Raw genomic sequence first — 16177 nt, forward strand, 5'->3', positions numbered from 1 at the left:
AACGCACACGTATGAATGAACAGGACCGTATCGCCGTGGTGCAGCAATTCGGGCGCACTTATCGCGCGTTCATGTCAGCATTCGAGGCGGCCGTGGGCCAGCCGATGCCGCGCTGGCGCATCCTGCTCGCGTTGCACGAGCACGCGGGCGTGCTGTCGCAAAAACGGCTCGTCGAACGTCTGAAGGTCGATCCGGGCGCGCTCACGCGCCAATTGAAGACGCTCGAAGGGCTCGGCTGGATCGTGCGCAGCGTCGATGCGCGCGACAATCGCGTATCGAATGTCGCGCTCACGGCGCAAGGGCGCGCGATTGCCGAAGAGGGTTTGCCGCGACGCAACGCGTTCCTGCACGACACGATGGCTTCGTTGCCCGACGAGGCCATCGAAGCCTTGTCGAGCGCGCTGCACATGTTCGAGGGACGCATTCAGGAAGTGGCGGCTGCCAATGCATCGCAGGCGGCCGCCGTCGAAGAGAAGGCCTAGAAGAACGTTTCGATCACTTCGGTGACGCGATACTTCGGATCGACGACGAGAATCTGGCGCCACTTGTCGAAGGTCAGGCACGGATGCGAGATGTCGAACGCGATCATGTCGCCGACCTTCACGTCGTCGCCCGGCTTGATGCGCAGGTACGCGTGCTGATCCATCAAACCGAAAATCTCCCAGCCGTCGTCGGACGTGACATCGCGCGGCGCCTCGTTGCCCGGCCGATAATGCTTCGCCGGCTCGGGCATGCCCGCATCGAACGCGGAATCGCGCTTGCCGAGACCGATGATCGCGCGATCCGGCTCCGGAATCGACTGCACGTAAGCCCACAATTGCAGCGCCGGCTTCAGGCCTTGGCCCATCTTCTTCGCGATCGGATTGCGCGCGAAAATCTCGTTCTGCGCCTTCTTGTAGATGCCGACATCGTGCGTCAGATAGCAGCCCGGACGCAGCACGACTTCGATCGCATCGCTGTTGGCCTTCGCGAATTCGTCGGCGACAACGTCGTACCACGCCGATCCCGCGCCCGAGAGAATCGCCGGCTTGCGCGCGATCTTGCCTTCGCCGATCAGCTTGCGCGTGACATCGACCGCGCCCTTCAGGAACTCGCGCACTTTCGTTTCGTCCTGCAGCACGCCTTCGTATAACTCGATGCCCGCAAGCTCGATCGTCCCGTTCCAGCGAGCGATTGCAGCGAGCACGGCGTCCCGCTGCGCGTCGTCGCGTACGCCGGTGCGTCCGCCCGGCACGCCGAGTTCGATCAGCACGTTCAGCTTCTTGCGCACCGAACTGAAGAATTCGCCGAGCTGATCGACGCCATCGGCTGAATCGACGAGACAGAAGAATTCGAAATTCGCGTCGGTCAGCAACTCCGCGATCATGCCCATGTTGCGTTTGCCGACGAGCTGATTCGCCATCAGGATGCGATGCACGCCGCCGCGATACGCCGCGCGCACCTGATGCGCGGTCGCGAGCGTAATGCCCCACGCGCCGGTGTCGAGCTGGCGGCGAAAGAGTTGCGGCGCCATCGTCGTTTTGCCGTGCGGCGCGAGCTTCACGCCGTATTCGCCGACGAAGTCCTGCATCCACTTCAGATTGTGTTCGATGCGATCGGAATAGAGCACGGCGGCGGGCAGGCTCACGTCCTCTTCGAGCAGATTCCATTGCAGACGCGACGCGTCGTTCAACTGGATGCCCGTGCCCGGCACCATGCCGAGACCCTTGCCGAACGGGTCGATCGTCGCGTTCTGATAGTTTGTAACTTTCATGTGCTGCCACTCCATCGTCCGTTTAAATAAACCCTGCGCGGGATTCGATGTGCGTCAAGGTTGACGGTGCTATGTTAACCAAAGTAGCATCCGGGGAGGAAATGTTATTTAGTAACACGCACTCATCGTAAACCATGAACGGCCACGCCGACCCGCTCAGCTTCGACATCGTCGCACGCATCGCGGAGCGCGCGCCCGACTTGCGCGGCGCCGAGCGCAAGGTCGCCGCGCTGATTCTCGACGACATCGTGAGCGCATCGCGCGCGAGCATCGGCGCGCTGGCGGAGAAAGCCGAAGTCAGCGTCGCCTCGGTCACGCGTTTCGCAAAGGCGGTCGGTTGTGAGGACGTGCGCGAACTCAAGCTGCGGCTCGCGCAGGCGGCGGGCGTCGGGCAGCGCTTTCTGACACGCGATGCCGACGCCGTCCCCGATTCGCTCGCCGCGCGCATCTTCGAGGAAGTGCAGGCGACGCTCGCGCAGAACCAGGGCGCGCTCGCCGCTGCGCCGATCGCGCAAGCGGCTGACGCGCTCGCGGCGGCGTCGATGATCTACGTGTTCGGCATGGGCGGCGGCTCCACGGCGCTCGCCGACGAAATGCGCTTTCGTCTCGTGCGGCTCGGGCGGCCGGTGGCGTCGTATCAGGACGGGCTGTTGCAGCGCATGGTGGCGTCGACGTTATCGAGGGAGCATGTCGTCGTCGCGCTGTCGGTGACGGGGCAGACGCCCGAAATCGTCGAAAGCTGCGCGCTCGCGAAGCAGTACGGCGCGCGCGTGATCGCGCTGACCGCGCCCGCATCGCCGCTGGGCGCGCTCGCGGACTGGCTGATTCCGGTCATCGCGATCGAAACGGACTTTATCTACAAGCCGTCGTCGTCGCGCTACGCGATGATGATGGCGCTCGATCTGCTCGTCACCGAACTGGCCGTCAAGCAGGCCGATCACAGCCGCGAACTGTTGCGCCGCATGAAGCACGCGCTCGATTCGCATCGCGGCGGCGGCGAGCGTCAACCTTTGGGAGACTGATCATGGAAACGCTCAGGGCCGACACGCTGATCGTCGGCGCGCGCGTGATCGACGGCACGGGCGCGCCTGCCGTGGAGCGCGATGTCGCCGTGCGCGACGGGCGCATCGTTGCGATCGTCGAGCCGGGCGGTTTGTCCGCGTGGCGCGCCGATGAAACGTTCGACGCGCGAGGCAAGGTACTCGCGCCCGGTTTCATCGACGTCCATACGCACGACGACACGCATGTCATCCGCTCGCCGCAGATGATGCCGAAGATCACGCAGGGCGTGACGACGGTGATCGTCGGCAATTGCGGGATCAGCGCGTCGCCGGTGACGTTGAAGGGCGCGCCGCCCGATCCGATGAACCTGCTCGGCGACGCCGCCGCCTTCGCATACCCGACCTTCGCCTCTTACGTCGATGCCGTGAATGCCGCGCGCCCGGCGGTGAATGTCGGCGCGCTGATCGGCCATACGGCGCTGCGCAACAATCACATGGACCGGCTCGATCGCGGCGCATCGGACGATGAAGTCGCCGCGATGCGCGCGCAGCTCGAAGAGGCGCTGGACAACGGCGCGCTCGGTTTGTCGAGCGGATTGGCGTACGGCTCCGCGTTCAACGCGCCGCCGGAGGAAGTGCAGGCGCTGGCCGTCCCGCTGGCGAAGGCGGGCGCGCTCTACACGACGCACATGCGCACCGAGTTCGACGCCATTCTCGACGCGATGGACGAGGCGTATCGCGTCGGGCGTCACGCGCGCGTGCCAGTGGTGATTTCGCATCTGAAGTGCGCGGGACCGTCGAACTGGGGACGCAGCGTCGAGGTGCTTAAGTCGATCGAGGCGACGCGCGACGAACAGCCGGTCGGATGCGATTGCTATCCGTACAACCGCTCGTCGTCGACGCTGGATCTGAAGCAGGTGACGGGCGATATCGACATCACGATCACATGGTCGACGCCGCATCCCGAGATGGCGGGCAAGCTGATCCGCGAAGTCGCCGGCGAATGGCAGGTGACGCAGCAGGAAGCCGCGAAGCGTCTGCAACCGGCGGGCGCGGTGTATCACAACATGTCGGAAGACGATGTGCGGCGCATCCTGTCGCATCCCGCGACGATGGTCGGCTCGGACGGATTGCCGAACGATCCGCTGCCGCATCCGCGTTTGTGGGGCGCGTTTCCGCGCGTGCTCGGCCACTATGCGCGCGATGAAGGCGTGCTGACGCTCGAAGACGCGGTGCGCAAGATGACGAGCCTGTCGGCGCGGCGCTTCAGCATCGCGGAGCGCGGTGAAGTGAAGGTTGGTTATCACGCTGATCTGGTCGTGTTCGATCCGGAGCGCGTGATCGATTCCGCGACGTTCGCGAAGCCGCAGCAGGCGGCGGACGGCATCGACGCGGTGTGGGTGAATGGCGTTTTGACGTATCGCGAGCAGGCCGTGACCGGCGCGCGCGCGGGGCGTTTCGTGGCGCGCGGTTCGGCATCGAAGCTGGATGCGGCCGGCGCGTTCTGAACATTGATTGCTAAGGAAAAGGAGTTGAAACGATGAAGCGTTATGGCGTGGAAGGTGGCAAGGGACAAGGCGGCGCGCACATGCCGTTCGCACGCGCGGTGGAGGCCGATGGCTGGCTCTTCGTATCGGGCCAGACGCCGATGGAAAACGGCGAGGTGATCAACGGCGGCATCGTCGAGCAATCGCATAAGGCGATCCAGAACGTGCTCGCGATTCTGAAGGAAGCGGGTTATGGCACCGAGCACGTTGTACGCTGCGGCGTCTGGCTGGACGATCCGCGTGACTTCGCATCGTTCAACAAGGTGTTCAAGGAATACTTCGGCGCGAATCCGCCGGCACGGGCTTGTGTCGTGTCGTCGATGGTGATCGACTGCAAGGTCGAGGTGGATTGCGTGGCTTATAAGAAGGCGTAAGAAGGGCCGCGGCTCTGCTTCTCGAGAAACAGAGCCGCATCTTCATTCACTGCCGCGCCAGCCGCGCGTTATCCGGCATCGGCAAATTGAAGTTCGTCCGGAACGGATTGATATCCAGCCCGCCGCGCCGCGTATAGCGCGCATACACGGCCAAACGCTCCGGCTTGCACTCGCGCATGATGTCCATGAAGATGCGCTCGACGCATTGCTCATGAAACCCGGTATGTTCGCGATAAGAAACGATATACCGCAGCAGCCCCGCGTGATCGATCTGTCCACCGTAGTAACGGATCTGCACGCTGCCCCAGTCCGGCTGTCCCGTCACCGGGCAATTCGATTTCAACAGATTCGAAAACAGCGTCTCGTCGACGGGCGCTTCGTCGTGCGCGGCCTTCAGCAGCGATGGATCGGGCGAGAACACTTCGCAATCGAGATCGAGGCGGTCGAGCGACAAACCATCGAACTCTTCCATCGTCAGCTTGCCGAAATCGGCAGGCGCCGCGAGTTGCACCGACACCGTCGCGCCGCACACAGCGGAGACATCGCGCTTGATGGCGGCGCGCACATCGTCGATCGAATCGAACTGCGTCTGCGCAAACGAGCCGAGATATAGCTTGAACGACTTCGACTCCACGATGTTCGGCGAATCCGCCGGCACGAAGAACGTCGCGACCGCGATCTGCGGCTTGCCGCGCTTGTTCAGCCACGACAACTCATACGCGTTCCAGATATCCGTGCCGAAGAACGGCAGGCGCGCGGGCACGGCGATCGCGTCGCGCGCGCGTTTGCGATCGATCGGAAACAGCAGCGACGCATCGTACTGTTCGGTGTAGTGGACGGGCTTGCCGAGCGGAGATTGGTCGGGTGTCATGATGCGTTCGCTATGCCGCTGAGAACGTGCCCCGTCGCCGTGACGACGCGAGCCGATTCGCAGTGGCGAATTTGATCGTCGAAGAAAAAGTCGGGCTCGAATTCGCGCAGGAATTCGCCCTTGTCGAGTCCGCCGAGAAACATCGCTTCGTCGATTTCGATGTTCCACGCCATCAGCGTGCGGATCGCGCGCTCGTGCGCGGGCGCCGAACGCGCGGTGACGAGCGCCGTGCGGATGTGCATCGGCGGAGTGCCTTTCGCAGGTGTCGTCCCTTCGCGCTCGCCCTGCGCAGCAATGCGTTGGAGCTTGTTGAGAGCGGCGAGCAGCGGCTTGAGCGGTCCGCCGGGCAAGGGCGAATCCTTGTTGTCGGTTTCGTGGCCGATAAACGCGGGCAGGCCGCTCAGTTGATATACGCGCTCGGCTTCGTCGGAAAAGATCACGGCGTCGCCATCGAACGCGATGCGAATTTCATCGGCGTGGTGGCTCGCTGCGACGACAGTTTCGGGCAGCACGCTGGCGGCAGGAAAACCGGCGTCGAGCGCCGCGCGCACGTCTTCCGGATTCGCCGACAGAAAAAGCGACGCGCGCAGCGGCCTCAGATAGCGGAACGGCGATCGCCCGCGCGTGAATACGCCGCGTTCGATCGCCAAGCCATGCTCCTTGCATGAGCGAAACGCACGCAGGCCGCTGATCGGATCGCTGCGAGACAGAATGACGACCTCGACGCGTTGTTCCTGTGCGTTGAGCGCGAGCAGCTTTCGAATGAGGGCGAATGCCACACCCGGCTTCGCGGGCGTGTCCAGCCGTTCGCGCTGCAGCGCCTCATACCGCGCGAGATCGCCCGTTTCGAAGACCTGATTCTCTTCCTCGAAATCGAAGAGGGCGCGCGACGATATCGCAACGACGAGCTTGTCTTCGAGCGTAAAGGCCATCTGCGTCAGGCCAGAAACAGCTTGTACACCGGATTCGCGCCTTCGTCCCACCACGGATAGCCGAGCGTCGCGAGGAAGCGCTCGAACTCCGCGTTGTCCGACTGCGGCACCTGAATGCCGACGAGAATCGAGCTGTAATCCGCGCCCTGATTCCGGTAATGGAAGAGGCTGATATTCCAGTCGGGCGCCATCGATGAGAGGAACTTCATCAGCGCGCCCGGACGCTCGGGAAATTCGAAACGCAGCAGGCGTTCGTCTTGCGCGAGCGGCGAACGGCCGCCGACCATGTAGCGGATGTGCTGCTTCGAGAGTTCATCGTGCGACAGATCGACCGTCGCGAAGCCATGTTCGATGAACGAGGTCATCATCTGCGCCGTTTCCTTGCGCGACTTGATCTGCACGCCGACGAAGATATGCGCGGCTCTTTCATCGGCGATACGGTAGTTGAACTCCGTCACGCTGCGTGTGCCGACAAGCTCGCAGAAGCGCCGGAAGCTGCCGCGCTCTTCGGGAATGGTCACGGCGAACACGGCCTCGCGCGCCTCGCCGACTTCCGCGCGCTCCGCGACGAAGCGCATGCGGTCGAAGTTCATGTTCGCGCCGGACGTCACCGCGATCAGCGTCTTGCCTTCGATGCCTTCGCGCTCCGCATACAGCTTCGCGCCCGCCACCGCGAGCGAGCCCGCCGGTTCGAGCACGGAGCGCGTGTCCTGAAAGACGTCCTTGATCGCGGCGCAGAGCGCGTCCGTATCGACGGTGAGGACTTCGTCGAGCAATTCGTTGCACAGCCGGAACGTTTCCTCGCCGACGAGCTTCACCGCCGTGCCGTCCGAAAACAGGCCGACTTCGCTCAGTGTGACGCGCTCGCCCGCCTTGATCGATTGCGCCATCGCGCAGGAATCCTCGGTCTGCACGCCGATCACCTTGATCTCCGGGCGCACCGCCTTGATGTACGCCGCGACGCCCGCCGCGAGGCCGCCGCCGCCGATCGGGCAGAAGATCGCGTGAATCGGTCCCTGATGCTGGCGCAGGATTTCCATCGCGACGGTGCCTTGGCCGGCGATCACGTCGGGATCGTCGAACGGATGCACGAAGGTCAGGCCGCGCTCTTCCTGAAGCTGCAGCGCGCGCGCGTAGGCGTCGCTGTACGATTCGCCCGCGAGCACCACTTCGACCGTCGGGCCGCCGTGCGCGCGGATCGCGTCGATCTTCACTTGCGGCGTGGTCGTCGGTACCGCGATGACCGCGCGGCAGCCAAGCCGCGCCGCCGACAGCGCCACGCCCTGCGCGTGATTGCCGGCCGAGGCGGTAATCACGCCGCGCGCGAGCACATCGGCGGGCAGGTTCGCCATCTTGTTATAGGCGCCCCGAATCTTGAACGAGAAAACCGCCTGATTGTCCTCGCGCTTGAGGAACACGGCGTTGTGCAGCCGCGCCGACAGATTGCGCGCGGGTTCGAGCTCGCTTTCACGCGCGACGTCGTACACGCGCGCGGTCAGCACTTTCTTCAGGTAGTCGGGATGTGTCATGCGAAGAATCGTCACGCGGTACCGGTCCGCGCAGTTTTCGAGGGCGAAAGCATCAATGATAGCGCCATCCGCGCGTTCGTCGGACACGCGGTGCGTTTGGACCGTCCGGACGGTCGTGTAAAAAAGCGTCGAAAATGCCGGAAACGTGTCGCGAATTCGCGCGCAAATGCCCCTTCTCGCTGCTAGCGCCAGCCGACGCGCCGCACCGCGATGGGTTAGAATTTCCTTTTACGAATCAGCTATCAGGATCGGCAGATGCACCGGCAGCTTCGGATCGATTTTCTGGCGCATGTATCCCGCGAGTGCCATCCCGCGGCGCAAAAGCATGCGCGTCACGCGCGATCGTGGCGTTGATCCCGGGCACACCGAAGGCGCCGTGACTCGCTGCGGCGGTCTTCGCCAAGAGAAGTCTCATTCGAAAATCTGCGCCCCCACGCGCATCGCCGGCATTTCCGCTTGTCACAGCGCGAGCGCCGGCACACCGAACCGTCGAACATGAACGCACCTCAAGCCTTCGACCCGAACGGCGCCCATGCCGCCTTGGCGCTCGATACCGAGCCCCGTCTGCGCGAAATTCCCTATAACTACACGTCGTTTTCCGATCGTGAAATCGTCATGCGGCTCCTGGGCGACGAAGCCTGGGCCGTGCTCGACGAACTGCGCAACGAGCGCCGCACCGGCCGCTCGGCGCGCATGCTGTACGAAGTGCTCGGCGACATCTGGGTCGTGCGGCGCAACCCGTATCTGCAGGACGATCTGCTCGACAATCCGAAGCGCCGCGCGCTGCTGGTCGAAGCGCTGAATCACCGGCTCGCGGAAATCGAGAAACGCCGCAGCGCCGATCTCACCGCGCACAGCGACGAAGCCGGCAGCCGCGAGCGCGCTGGCCGCGTGCAGTTGCTGGTTGCCGCCGCGCGCCGCGCCGTCGATGATTTCGCCGCCGAGTTCGGCCGCATGGCCGACTTGCGCCGCCGCGCATCGCGCGTGCTCGGAAAGCAGACGCAGAAGGACAACATCAAGTTCGACGGCCTGTCGCGCGTCGCGCACGTCACCGACGCGACCGACTGGCGCGTCGAATATCCGTTCGTCGTGTTGACGCCAGACACGGAAGCCGAGATCGCCGGGCTCATCAAGGCATGCTTCGAACTGGGCCTGACCGTGATTCCGCGCGGCGGCGGCACCGGCTACACGGGCGGCGCGATTCCGCTCACGCCGTTTTCGGCCGTCATCAACACGGAAAAGCTGGAGCAGCTCGGTCCCGTCGAAATGACGGACCTGCCGGGCGTCGATCACAAGGTCGCGACGATTTTTTCCGGCGCGGGCGTGGTCACGCGGCGCGTCACCGAAGCGGCGGAGCAGGCGGGCTTCGTGTTCGCCGTCGATCCGACATCGCTGGATGCATCGTGCGTCGGCGGCAATGTCGCAATGAACGCGGGCGGCAAGAAGGCGGTGTTGTGGGGCACGGCGCTCGATAATCTCGCGTGGTGGCGCATGGTCGATCCGGAAGGCAACTGGCTCGAGATTACGCGTCTGGATCACAACTGCGGCAAGATTCACGATGTCGGTGTCGCGCGTTTCCGGCTCGACTGGTTCGACGGCAACCGTCCGCCGGGCGAGAAGCTGCTGCGCACCGAAAATCTCGACATTGCCGGGCGCACGTTCCGCAAGGAAGGTCTCGGCAAGGACGTCACCGATAAATTTCTCGCCGGTCTGCCCGGCGTGCAGAAGGAAGGCTGCGACGGTCTGATCACGTCCGCGCGCTGGATTCTGCACAAGATGCCCGCGCACACGCGCACCGTCTGCCTCGAATTCTTCGGCCAGGCGCGCGATGCGATTCCGAGCATCGTCGAGATCAAGGACTATTTGTTCGAGACGTCGAAGCAGGGCGGCGCAATCCTCGCCGGTCTCGAGCATCTCGACGAGCGTTATCTGCGCGCGGTCGGTTATGCGACGAAAAGCAAGCGCAACGCATTTCCGAAGATGGTGCTGATCGGCGATATCGTCGGCAATGACGCCGATGCCGTCGCCGCCGCCACGTCGGAAGTCGTGCGCATGGCGAATGGCAAGAGCGGCGAAGGCTTCGTCGCGGTGAACGCGGAGGCGCGCAAGCGTTTCTGGCTCGACCGCTCGCGCACGGCCGCGATCGCCAAGCACACGAACGCGTTCAAGATCAACGAAGACGTCGTCATTCCGCTCAACCGCATGGGCGAGTACACCGACGGCATCGAGCGCATCAACATCGAGTTGTCGATCAAGAACAAGCTGCAACTCGTCGATGCCCTCGAAGCGTTCTTCCGCACCGGCAAGCTGCCGCTCGGCAAGACCGACGACGCCAACGAAATCCCCAGCGCCGAACTGCTCGAAGATCGCGTGACGCAGGCGCTCGACCTGCTCAAGCGCGTGCGCGAGCGCTGGACTTTCGTCGGCGACATGCTCGACATGTCCTTGCGCGAGGCGCAGCACTATCTCGTCACGCTCGGTTACGAAGGGCTCGCGGAGAAATTCGCGGATCGCGTCGACATTCAGCCGGACGCCAACGTGTTCCACGTCGCGCAGGACCGCACTGTGCGCATCTCGTGGAAGCAGGAGATTCGCGCGGAACTGCGTCAGATCTTCAATGGCGGCGAATTCAAGCCGATCCTCGACGAAGCGCAGGCCATCCACAAGCAAGTGCTGCGCGGGCGCGTGTTCGTCGCGCTGCACATGCACGCGGGCGATGGCAACGTGCACACGAACATCCCCGTCAACTCCGACAACTACGCGATGCTGCAGGACGCGCATCACGCGGTCGCGCGCATCATGAAGCTCGCGCGTTCGCTCGATGGCGTGATTTCAGGCGAGCACGGCATCGGCATCACGAAGCTGGAATTCCTGACCGACGACGAAATCAGCGGCTTCCGCGCGTACAAGCAGCGCGTCGATCCGCATGGCCGCTTCAACAAGGGCAAGCTGTTCGACGGCGCGGACCTGCGCAACGCGTACACGCCGTCGTTCGGGCTGATGGGCTACGAGTCGATCATCATGCAGCAGTCGGATATCGGCGCGATTTCCGAGTCGATCAAGGATTGCCTGCGCTGTGGCAAGTGCAAGCCGGTGTGCGCGACGCACGTGCCGCGCGCGAATCTGCTATACAGCCCGCGCAACAAGATTCTCGCGACGTCGCTGCTCGTCGAGGCGTTCCTGTACGAAGAGCAGACGCGCCGCGGCGTGTCCATCAAGCACTGGGACGAATTCAACGACGTCGCCGATCACTGCACGGTCTGCCATAAGTGCGCGACGCCGTGCCCGGTGAAGATCGATTTCGGCGATGTGTCGATGAACATGCGCAATCTGCTGCGCAAGATGGGCAAGAAGAAGTTCAACGCGGGCAACGCGGCGGGCATGTTCTTCCTGAACGCGACGAATCCGCAGACCATCAATCTCGCGCGCAACGTGATGATGGGCTTCGGCTACAAGGCGCAGCGTCTTGGCAACGACGTGTTGAAGAAGATCGTCAAGAAGCAGACGGCTCAGCCGCCCGCGACGGTCGGCAAGCCGCCGGTCGTGACGCAGGTGATCCACTTCGTCAACAAGAAGATGCCGGGCAATCTGCCGAAGAAGACGGCGCGCGCGCTGCTGGATATCGAGGACAACAAAATCGTCCCGATCATCCGCAATCCGCAGACGACCACCGTCGATTCGGAAGCCGTGTTCTATTTCCCGGGCTGCGGCTCGGAACGTCTCTTCTCGCAAGTCGGGCTCGCGACGCAGGCCATGCTATGGGAAGCGGGCGTGCAGACGGTGCTGCCGCCGGGCTATCTGTGCTGTGGCTATCCGCAGCGCGGCTCGGGCCAGTATGACAAGGCCGAGAAGATCGTGACGGACAACCGCGTGTTGTTCCACCGCGTCGCGAATACGCTGAACTATCTCGACATCAAGACTGTCGTGGTGTCGTGCGGAACGTGCTACGACCAGCTCGCGGGCTATGAATTCGAAAAGATCTTCCCGGGCTGCCGGATCATCGATATTCACGAGTTCCTGCTCGAAAAGAACATGAAGCTCGACGGCGTGACCGGCACGCGCTACATGTACCACGATCCGTGTCACTCGCCGATCAAGACGATGGACCCGGTCAAGCTCGTCAACGATCTGATGGGTTCGCAGAACGACGGCTACAAGATCGAGAAGAACGATCGATGCTGCGGCGAGTCGGGCACGCTGGCGGTCACGCGTCCGGACATCTCGACGCAGGTGCGCTTTCGCAAGGAAGAAGAGATCCGCAAGGGCGCGGCCAAGCTGCGTGGCATTCCGCTCGTCGCGGAAGCGGGCGCGAACGCGATCAACATCGCGAATGCGTCGGCGGGCGCGGCGGGCGCGCAGCCCGGTTCGGTGCTGAAGGCCGGCGACGGTCCGCAGACCAACGGCGCGGACGTGAAAATCCTGACGAGCTGCCCGTCCTGTCTGCAAGGTCTGTCGCGCTACAACGAGGACGCCAACGTCGAGGCGGACTATATCGTCGTGGAAATGGCGCGCAAGGTGCTCGGCGAGAACTGGATGGAACAGTACGTCGAACGCGCGAACAATGGCGGTATCGAGCGCGTGCTGGTGTAATAGCGAAATCGGGGTTTTGATTCGCTAGAGGTATGAGATGGACTGTGTGTTTTGCCGTGAAGACGGCGGCGAAGTGCTGTGGTCGGACGACGCGTTGCGCGTCGTCCTTGCCGATGAGCCCGACTGGCCGGGCTTGTGCCGTGTGATCTGGGGCGCGCATGTCGCCGAAATGTCCGATTTGCCGGATGGCGACCGCGCGCGCGTGATGACCGCGGTCAATGGCGTGGAGCGCGCAATGCGCCGCGTGCTCGTGCCGGAGAAGATCAATCTGGCAAGTCTCGGCAATCAGGTACCGCACGTTCACTGGCACGTCATCCCGCGCTTCTCCAACGATTCCCGCTTTCCTCTGCCGATCTGGGCGCCGCGCCAGCGCACGGTGTCCGAATCGCAGCTATCGAAGCGCCGGGCGCAGGCCACGCTCTTGCGCGAGCAGGTGCGCAACGAGCTGAACCAGTCGTTCGGACATCAATAAGGCAAGACCATGAGCGGACTCACTTCCACGACGCCGATTCCTACCGGCGTCGTCGTGCATTCGAAATCGCGCCTGCTGGAACTGCAGTATGGCGGCGAGTCGTATCGCGTTCCCTTCGAGCTGCTGCGCGTCTATTCGCCTTCCGCCGAAGTGCAGGGCCACGGCCCGGGACAGGAAACGCTGCAAACGGGCAAGCGCGAGGTGACGATCATCGGCGTCGATCCGGTCGGGCACTACGCGTTGCAACTGAATTTTTCGGACGGTCACAATACGGGAATCTATTCCTGGGACATCCTTCACGACCTTGCCACGCGACAAGACGAGCTGTGGCGCGACTATCTGTCGAAACTGGAAGCCGCGGGCGTGGACCGCGACACGCCGATGGCCGCGAAACCGTCCGGCGGACACTGTCATTGAGCATCAGGGCTGCGGCATAAGGCCGCATACCCGGCGCGACTATTGCGCAGACATAGAACGAACAACAGGCGAGGAATACGCGCGATGAGCAAGACCCACTTCGGATACGAAACGGTCGACGAGCAGGACAAGGCGAAGAAGGTGGCGGGCGTGTTTCACTCCGTCGCGGGCAACTACGACTTGATGAACGACCTGATGTCCGGCGGACTGCATCGGATCTGGAAGCACTTCACGATCGGGCAGGCGAAAGTGCGGCCGGGCTACAAGGTGCTGGATATTGCGGGCGGGACGGGCGATCTGGCGATGGCCTTCGCCAGGCAGGCGGGCGAAACGGGTGAAGTCTGGCATACGGACATCAACGAATCGATGCTGCGCGTCGGGCGCGATCGTCTTATCGACAAGGGTGTGCTGACGCCCGCGTTGCTTTGCGACGCCGAGAAGATCCCGTTCCCCGACAATTATTTCAATTTGGTTACGGTTGCTTTCGGTTTGCGTAACATGACGCACAAGGATCGCGCGCTGGCGGAGATGACGCGCGTGCTGAAGCCGGGCGGCAAGCTCCTCGTGCTGGAGTTCTCGAAAGTGTGGGAGCCGCTAAAGAAGCCGTACGATATCTACAGTTTCAAGATTTTGCCGTGGCTTGGCGAAAAAGTGGCAAAAGACGCGGAGAGCTATCGGTATCTGGCCGAATCCATCCGCATGCACCCGGACCAGGAAACTCTGAAAACGATGATGGAACAAGCGGGCCTGGATCGAGTCGAATATTACAATTTGTCAGGTGGCGTGGTAGCGTTACACGTCGGGACAAAATTTTGATGTTCCACTCACTAAAGGATTCGATATGTTCGATTCGCGCAAACCCCAACCCCGGGGTTTCCTGAACTCAATATTCAGGAAGGCCGGAATCTTGGCGCTGGCTGGCGTTATTGCGGCTGGCGCAATCTTCGCGGAAACGGCGGAAGCCAAGCGCATGGGCGGCGGACGCAGCATGGGCCGGCAGTCGGCCACGGCGACGCAGCAGCATCAGGCAACGCCGCCGTCGCAGTCTCAGTCGATGCAGCAGAACAACGCCACGGCGCAGCGGGCGCAACCCGCGCCGGCCGCGCCCGCGGCCGCGCAGCCCGCGCGAAACCGCTGGCTCGGACCGATCGCCGGCCTCGCAGCCGGTCTGGGCATCGCGGCGCTGTTGTCGCACTTCGGGCTGGGCGAAGCCTTCGCCGGCGCGATGGCCAACATGATCATGATCGCGTTGATCGTGCTCGCGGCCGTCATGCTGTTCCGCTTCATCATGCGCAAGCGTCAGGGCGGCAACACGCCCGCGTATGCCGCCGCCGGTTCGGCTGCGGGATCGCCGTACGGTGCGGCCGCGCGCCAGAGCCTGAATCAGGAACCGCCGCAGATGCCGCAGCAGCCGACCGGTTTCGGCGCGAACTACATCGAATCGCCGGCGACGCAATCGGTCGCGAATCCGAACGTGCCGGCGGGCTTCGACACCGATGCTTTCGTGCGTAACGCAAAGGTCTACTTCGTGCGTCTGCAGGACGCGTGGGATCGCGGCAACGTCAACGACATCCGCGAGTTCACGACGCCGGAAATGTTCGCCGAAGTGAAACTCGACGTCGACGCACGCGGCAGCGCGCCGAACCGCACGGACGTCGTGCAGCTCAACGCCGATCTGCTCGGCGTCGAGGATCGCGCGGCCGAGTATCTCGCGAGCGTGCGCTTCCACGGCCTCATCCGCGAGTCGGAGGGCGCGGCGGCGGAGCCGTTCGTCGAGGTCTGGAACCTGTCGAAGCAAAAGGCCGGCAACGAAGGCTGGCTGCTGGCCGGCATCCAGCAGGTCAGTTGAGCGTGACGGCGCCTTGGCCGAGTGGCCAGGGCGCCGGCAGCCGCCGGTGTGATCGGCGGTTGCGAAGGTAGAATGGAAACCCGCGCGGGAGCGTCTCGCGCGGGTTTTTTCATCTCATAGCCGATGACGAACGCAGACGAATCCGCCCGTCCCGCAGCAAATCCCGCCCTGAAGACCGCGTCCAGCGGATTTTCGGCCGCCGTGAACCATCTGCTCGTGCGCGAGCCGTGGGCGCTCGAACGGCTGAAGCCATACGCGGGCAAGCGCGTGAAGCTGTCGTGCAAGCCGGTTTCGATTGCGCTCGTCGTGCAGCCGGACGGTCTCTTCGCGGCGACCACCGAGGCGCAAGCCGGCGAATTCGACGTGACCATCGCCGTGCCGCTCGACGCGCTGCCCGCGTTCCTGCAAGGCGGTCAGGCGGCGGTGATGAAGCACGTGCGCATCGAAGGCGACGCAGAATTCGCGACGACGCTCGCGAAGCTCGCAGAGCATCTGCGCTGGGATCCGGAAGAGGATCTTGCGCGCGTGATCGGCGACGCGCCCGCGCATCGCGTCGGACGCATCGCGCGGGCGGCGCAGGAGCAGGCGCAGCGCACCGGACGCAATCTGCTGGACACCGTCACCGAATATTTTCTCGACGAACGCCCGCAACTCGTGCGCAAGAGCGCGCTGGACGCGTTCAACGCCGAGCTGTCGAAAGCGCGCGATGCGCTCGCGCGCGTCGAGAAGCGCATCGAAAGAGTAGAGCGGCAAGTCGGGCAGCAAACCGAACAATCCCGGCCGGCGAGCGGCGCCTCAGCGCGATCCGGCGGCGAGTCTGTGCGCGACTCGCACGAATAACG

At 63.6% G+C, this 16177-nt stretch carries 14 protein-coding genes; 10 read left to right on the forward strand and 4 right to left on the reverse strand.

Going from position 1 to position 16177, the window contains the following annotated elements:
* Window positions 1–11 precede the first annotated feature (11 nt).
* A complete protein-coding gene (locus AWB77_RS03105) occupies window positions 12–482 on the forward strand; it encodes a MarR family winged helix-turn-helix transcriptional regulator (RefSeq protein WP_061132886.1) in 471 nt (156 codons plus the stop codon).
* Here AWB77_RS03105 and AWB77_RS03110 read toward each other — a convergent pair.
* Entirely contained in the window at window positions 479–1753 is a 1275-nt protein-coding gene (locus AWB77_RS03110; RefSeq protein WP_061133146.1) for an amino acid deaminase, read from the reverse strand. The two genes, AWB77_RS03105 and AWB77_RS03110, sit on opposite strands and share 4 nt — an antisense overlap.
* 134 nt (window positions 1754–1887) lie before the next feature.
* Between AWB77_RS03110 and AWB77_RS03115 the strand changes: the two genes are divergently transcribed.
* Genes AWB77_RS03115 through AWB77_RS03125 form a run of 3 tightly spaced genes read left to right on the forward strand, consistent with a single transcriptional unit; the run spans window position 1888 to window position 4675 of the window.
* Complete coding sequence (locus AWB77_RS03115; RefSeq protein WP_061132887.1) at window positions 1888–2775, forward strand: MurR/RpiR family transcriptional regulator; 888 nt, start codon at window positions 1888–1890, stop codon at window positions 2773–2775.
* Window positions 2776–2777: 2 nt separating this feature from the next.
* Complete coding sequence (locus AWB77_RS03120) at window positions 2778–4262, forward strand: N-acyl-D-amino-acid deacylase family protein (RefSeq protein WP_061132888.1); 1485 nt, start codon at window positions 2778–2780, stop codon at window positions 4260–4262.
* Between the two features lie 32 nt (window positions 4263–4294).
* Window positions 4295–4675: a RidA family protein gene (locus AWB77_RS03125; protein ID WP_061132889.1), complete on the forward strand. Its 381-nt coding sequence runs from the start codon at window positions 4295–4297 to the stop codon at window positions 4673–4675.
* Window positions 4676–4721: 46 nt separating this feature from the next.
* Here AWB77_RS03125 and queF read toward each other — a convergent pair whose 3' ends face one another.
* The 3 genes from queF to ilvA are packed head-to-tail and all read right to left on the reverse strand — an operon-like array spanning window position 4722 to window position 8007.
* Window positions 4722–5546 (reverse strand): NADPH-dependent 7-cyano-7-deazaguanine reductase QueF, encoded by an 825-nt coding sequence (gene queF / locus AWB77_RS03130; protein ID WP_061132890.1) that lies wholly within the window; start codon window positions 5544–5546, stop codon window positions 4722–4724.
* Complete coding sequence (locus AWB77_RS03135; RefSeq protein WP_061132891.1) at window positions 5543–6478, reverse strand: 5'-nucleotidase; 936 nt, start codon at window positions 6476–6478, stop codon at window positions 5543–5545. Before AWB77_RS03135 ends, queF begins: the two co-directional genes overlap by 4 nt.
* A 5-nt stretch (window positions 6479–6483) precedes the next feature.
* A complete protein-coding gene (gene ilvA / locus AWB77_RS03140) occupies window positions 6484–8007 on the reverse strand; it encodes a threonine ammonia-lyase, biosynthetic (protein ID WP_061133147.1) in 1524 nt (507 codons plus the stop codon).
* A gap of 495 nt (window positions 8008–8502) precedes the next feature.
* On the opposite strand from ilvA, the gene AWB77_RS03145 reads away from it, so the two are divergent.
* From AWB77_RS03145 to AWB77_RS03170, 6 genes are all read left to right on the forward strand, one after another.
* Window positions 8503–12597 (forward strand): DUF3683 domain-containing protein, encoded by a 4095-nt coding sequence (locus tag AWB77_RS03145; RefSeq protein ID WP_061133148.1) that lies wholly within the window; start codon window positions 8503–8505, stop codon window positions 12595–12597.
* Between the two features lie 37 nt (window positions 12598–12634).
* Window positions 12635–13069, forward strand: a complete 435-nt coding sequence (locus AWB77_RS03150; protein ID WP_061132892.1) for an HIT family protein — start codon at window positions 12635–12637, stop codon at window positions 13067–13069.
* A gap of 9 nt (window positions 13070–13078) precedes the next feature.
* The gene (locus AWB77_RS03155) at window positions 13079–13486 is read left to right on the forward strand and encodes a gamma-butyrobetaine hydroxylase family protein (RefSeq protein ID WP_061132893.1); all 408 of its coding nucleotides are present in this window, start codon (window positions 13079–13081) and stop codon (window positions 13484–13486) included.
* A gap of 84 nt (window positions 13487–13570) precedes the next feature.
* Complete coding sequence (gene ubiE, locus AWB77_RS03160) at window positions 13571–14302, forward strand: bifunctional demethylmenaquinone methyltransferase/2-methoxy-6-polyprenyl-1,4-benzoquinol methylase UbiE (RefSeq protein WP_061132894.1); 732 nt, start codon at window positions 13571–13573, stop codon at window positions 14300–14302.
* A gap of 25 nt (window positions 14303–14327) precedes the next feature.
* Entirely contained in the window at window positions 14328–15335 is a 1008-nt protein-coding gene (locus tag AWB77_RS03165; protein WP_061132895.1) for a Tim44 domain-containing protein, read from the forward strand.
* Between the two features lie 168 nt (window positions 15336–15503).
* On the forward strand, window positions 15504–16175 hold the full coding sequence (locus AWB77_RS03170) for a ubiquinone biosynthesis accessory factor UbiJ (RefSeq protein ID WP_096031085.1): 672 nt from the start codon (window positions 15504–15506) through the stop codon (window positions 16173–16175).
* Window positions 16176–16177: the final 2 nt, after the last annotated feature.

The organism is Caballeronia fortuita, from assembly GCF_001544835.2.
Lineage (GTDB): Bacteria > Pseudomonadota > Gammaproteobacteria > Burkholderiales > Burkholderiaceae > Caballeronia > Caballeronia fortuita.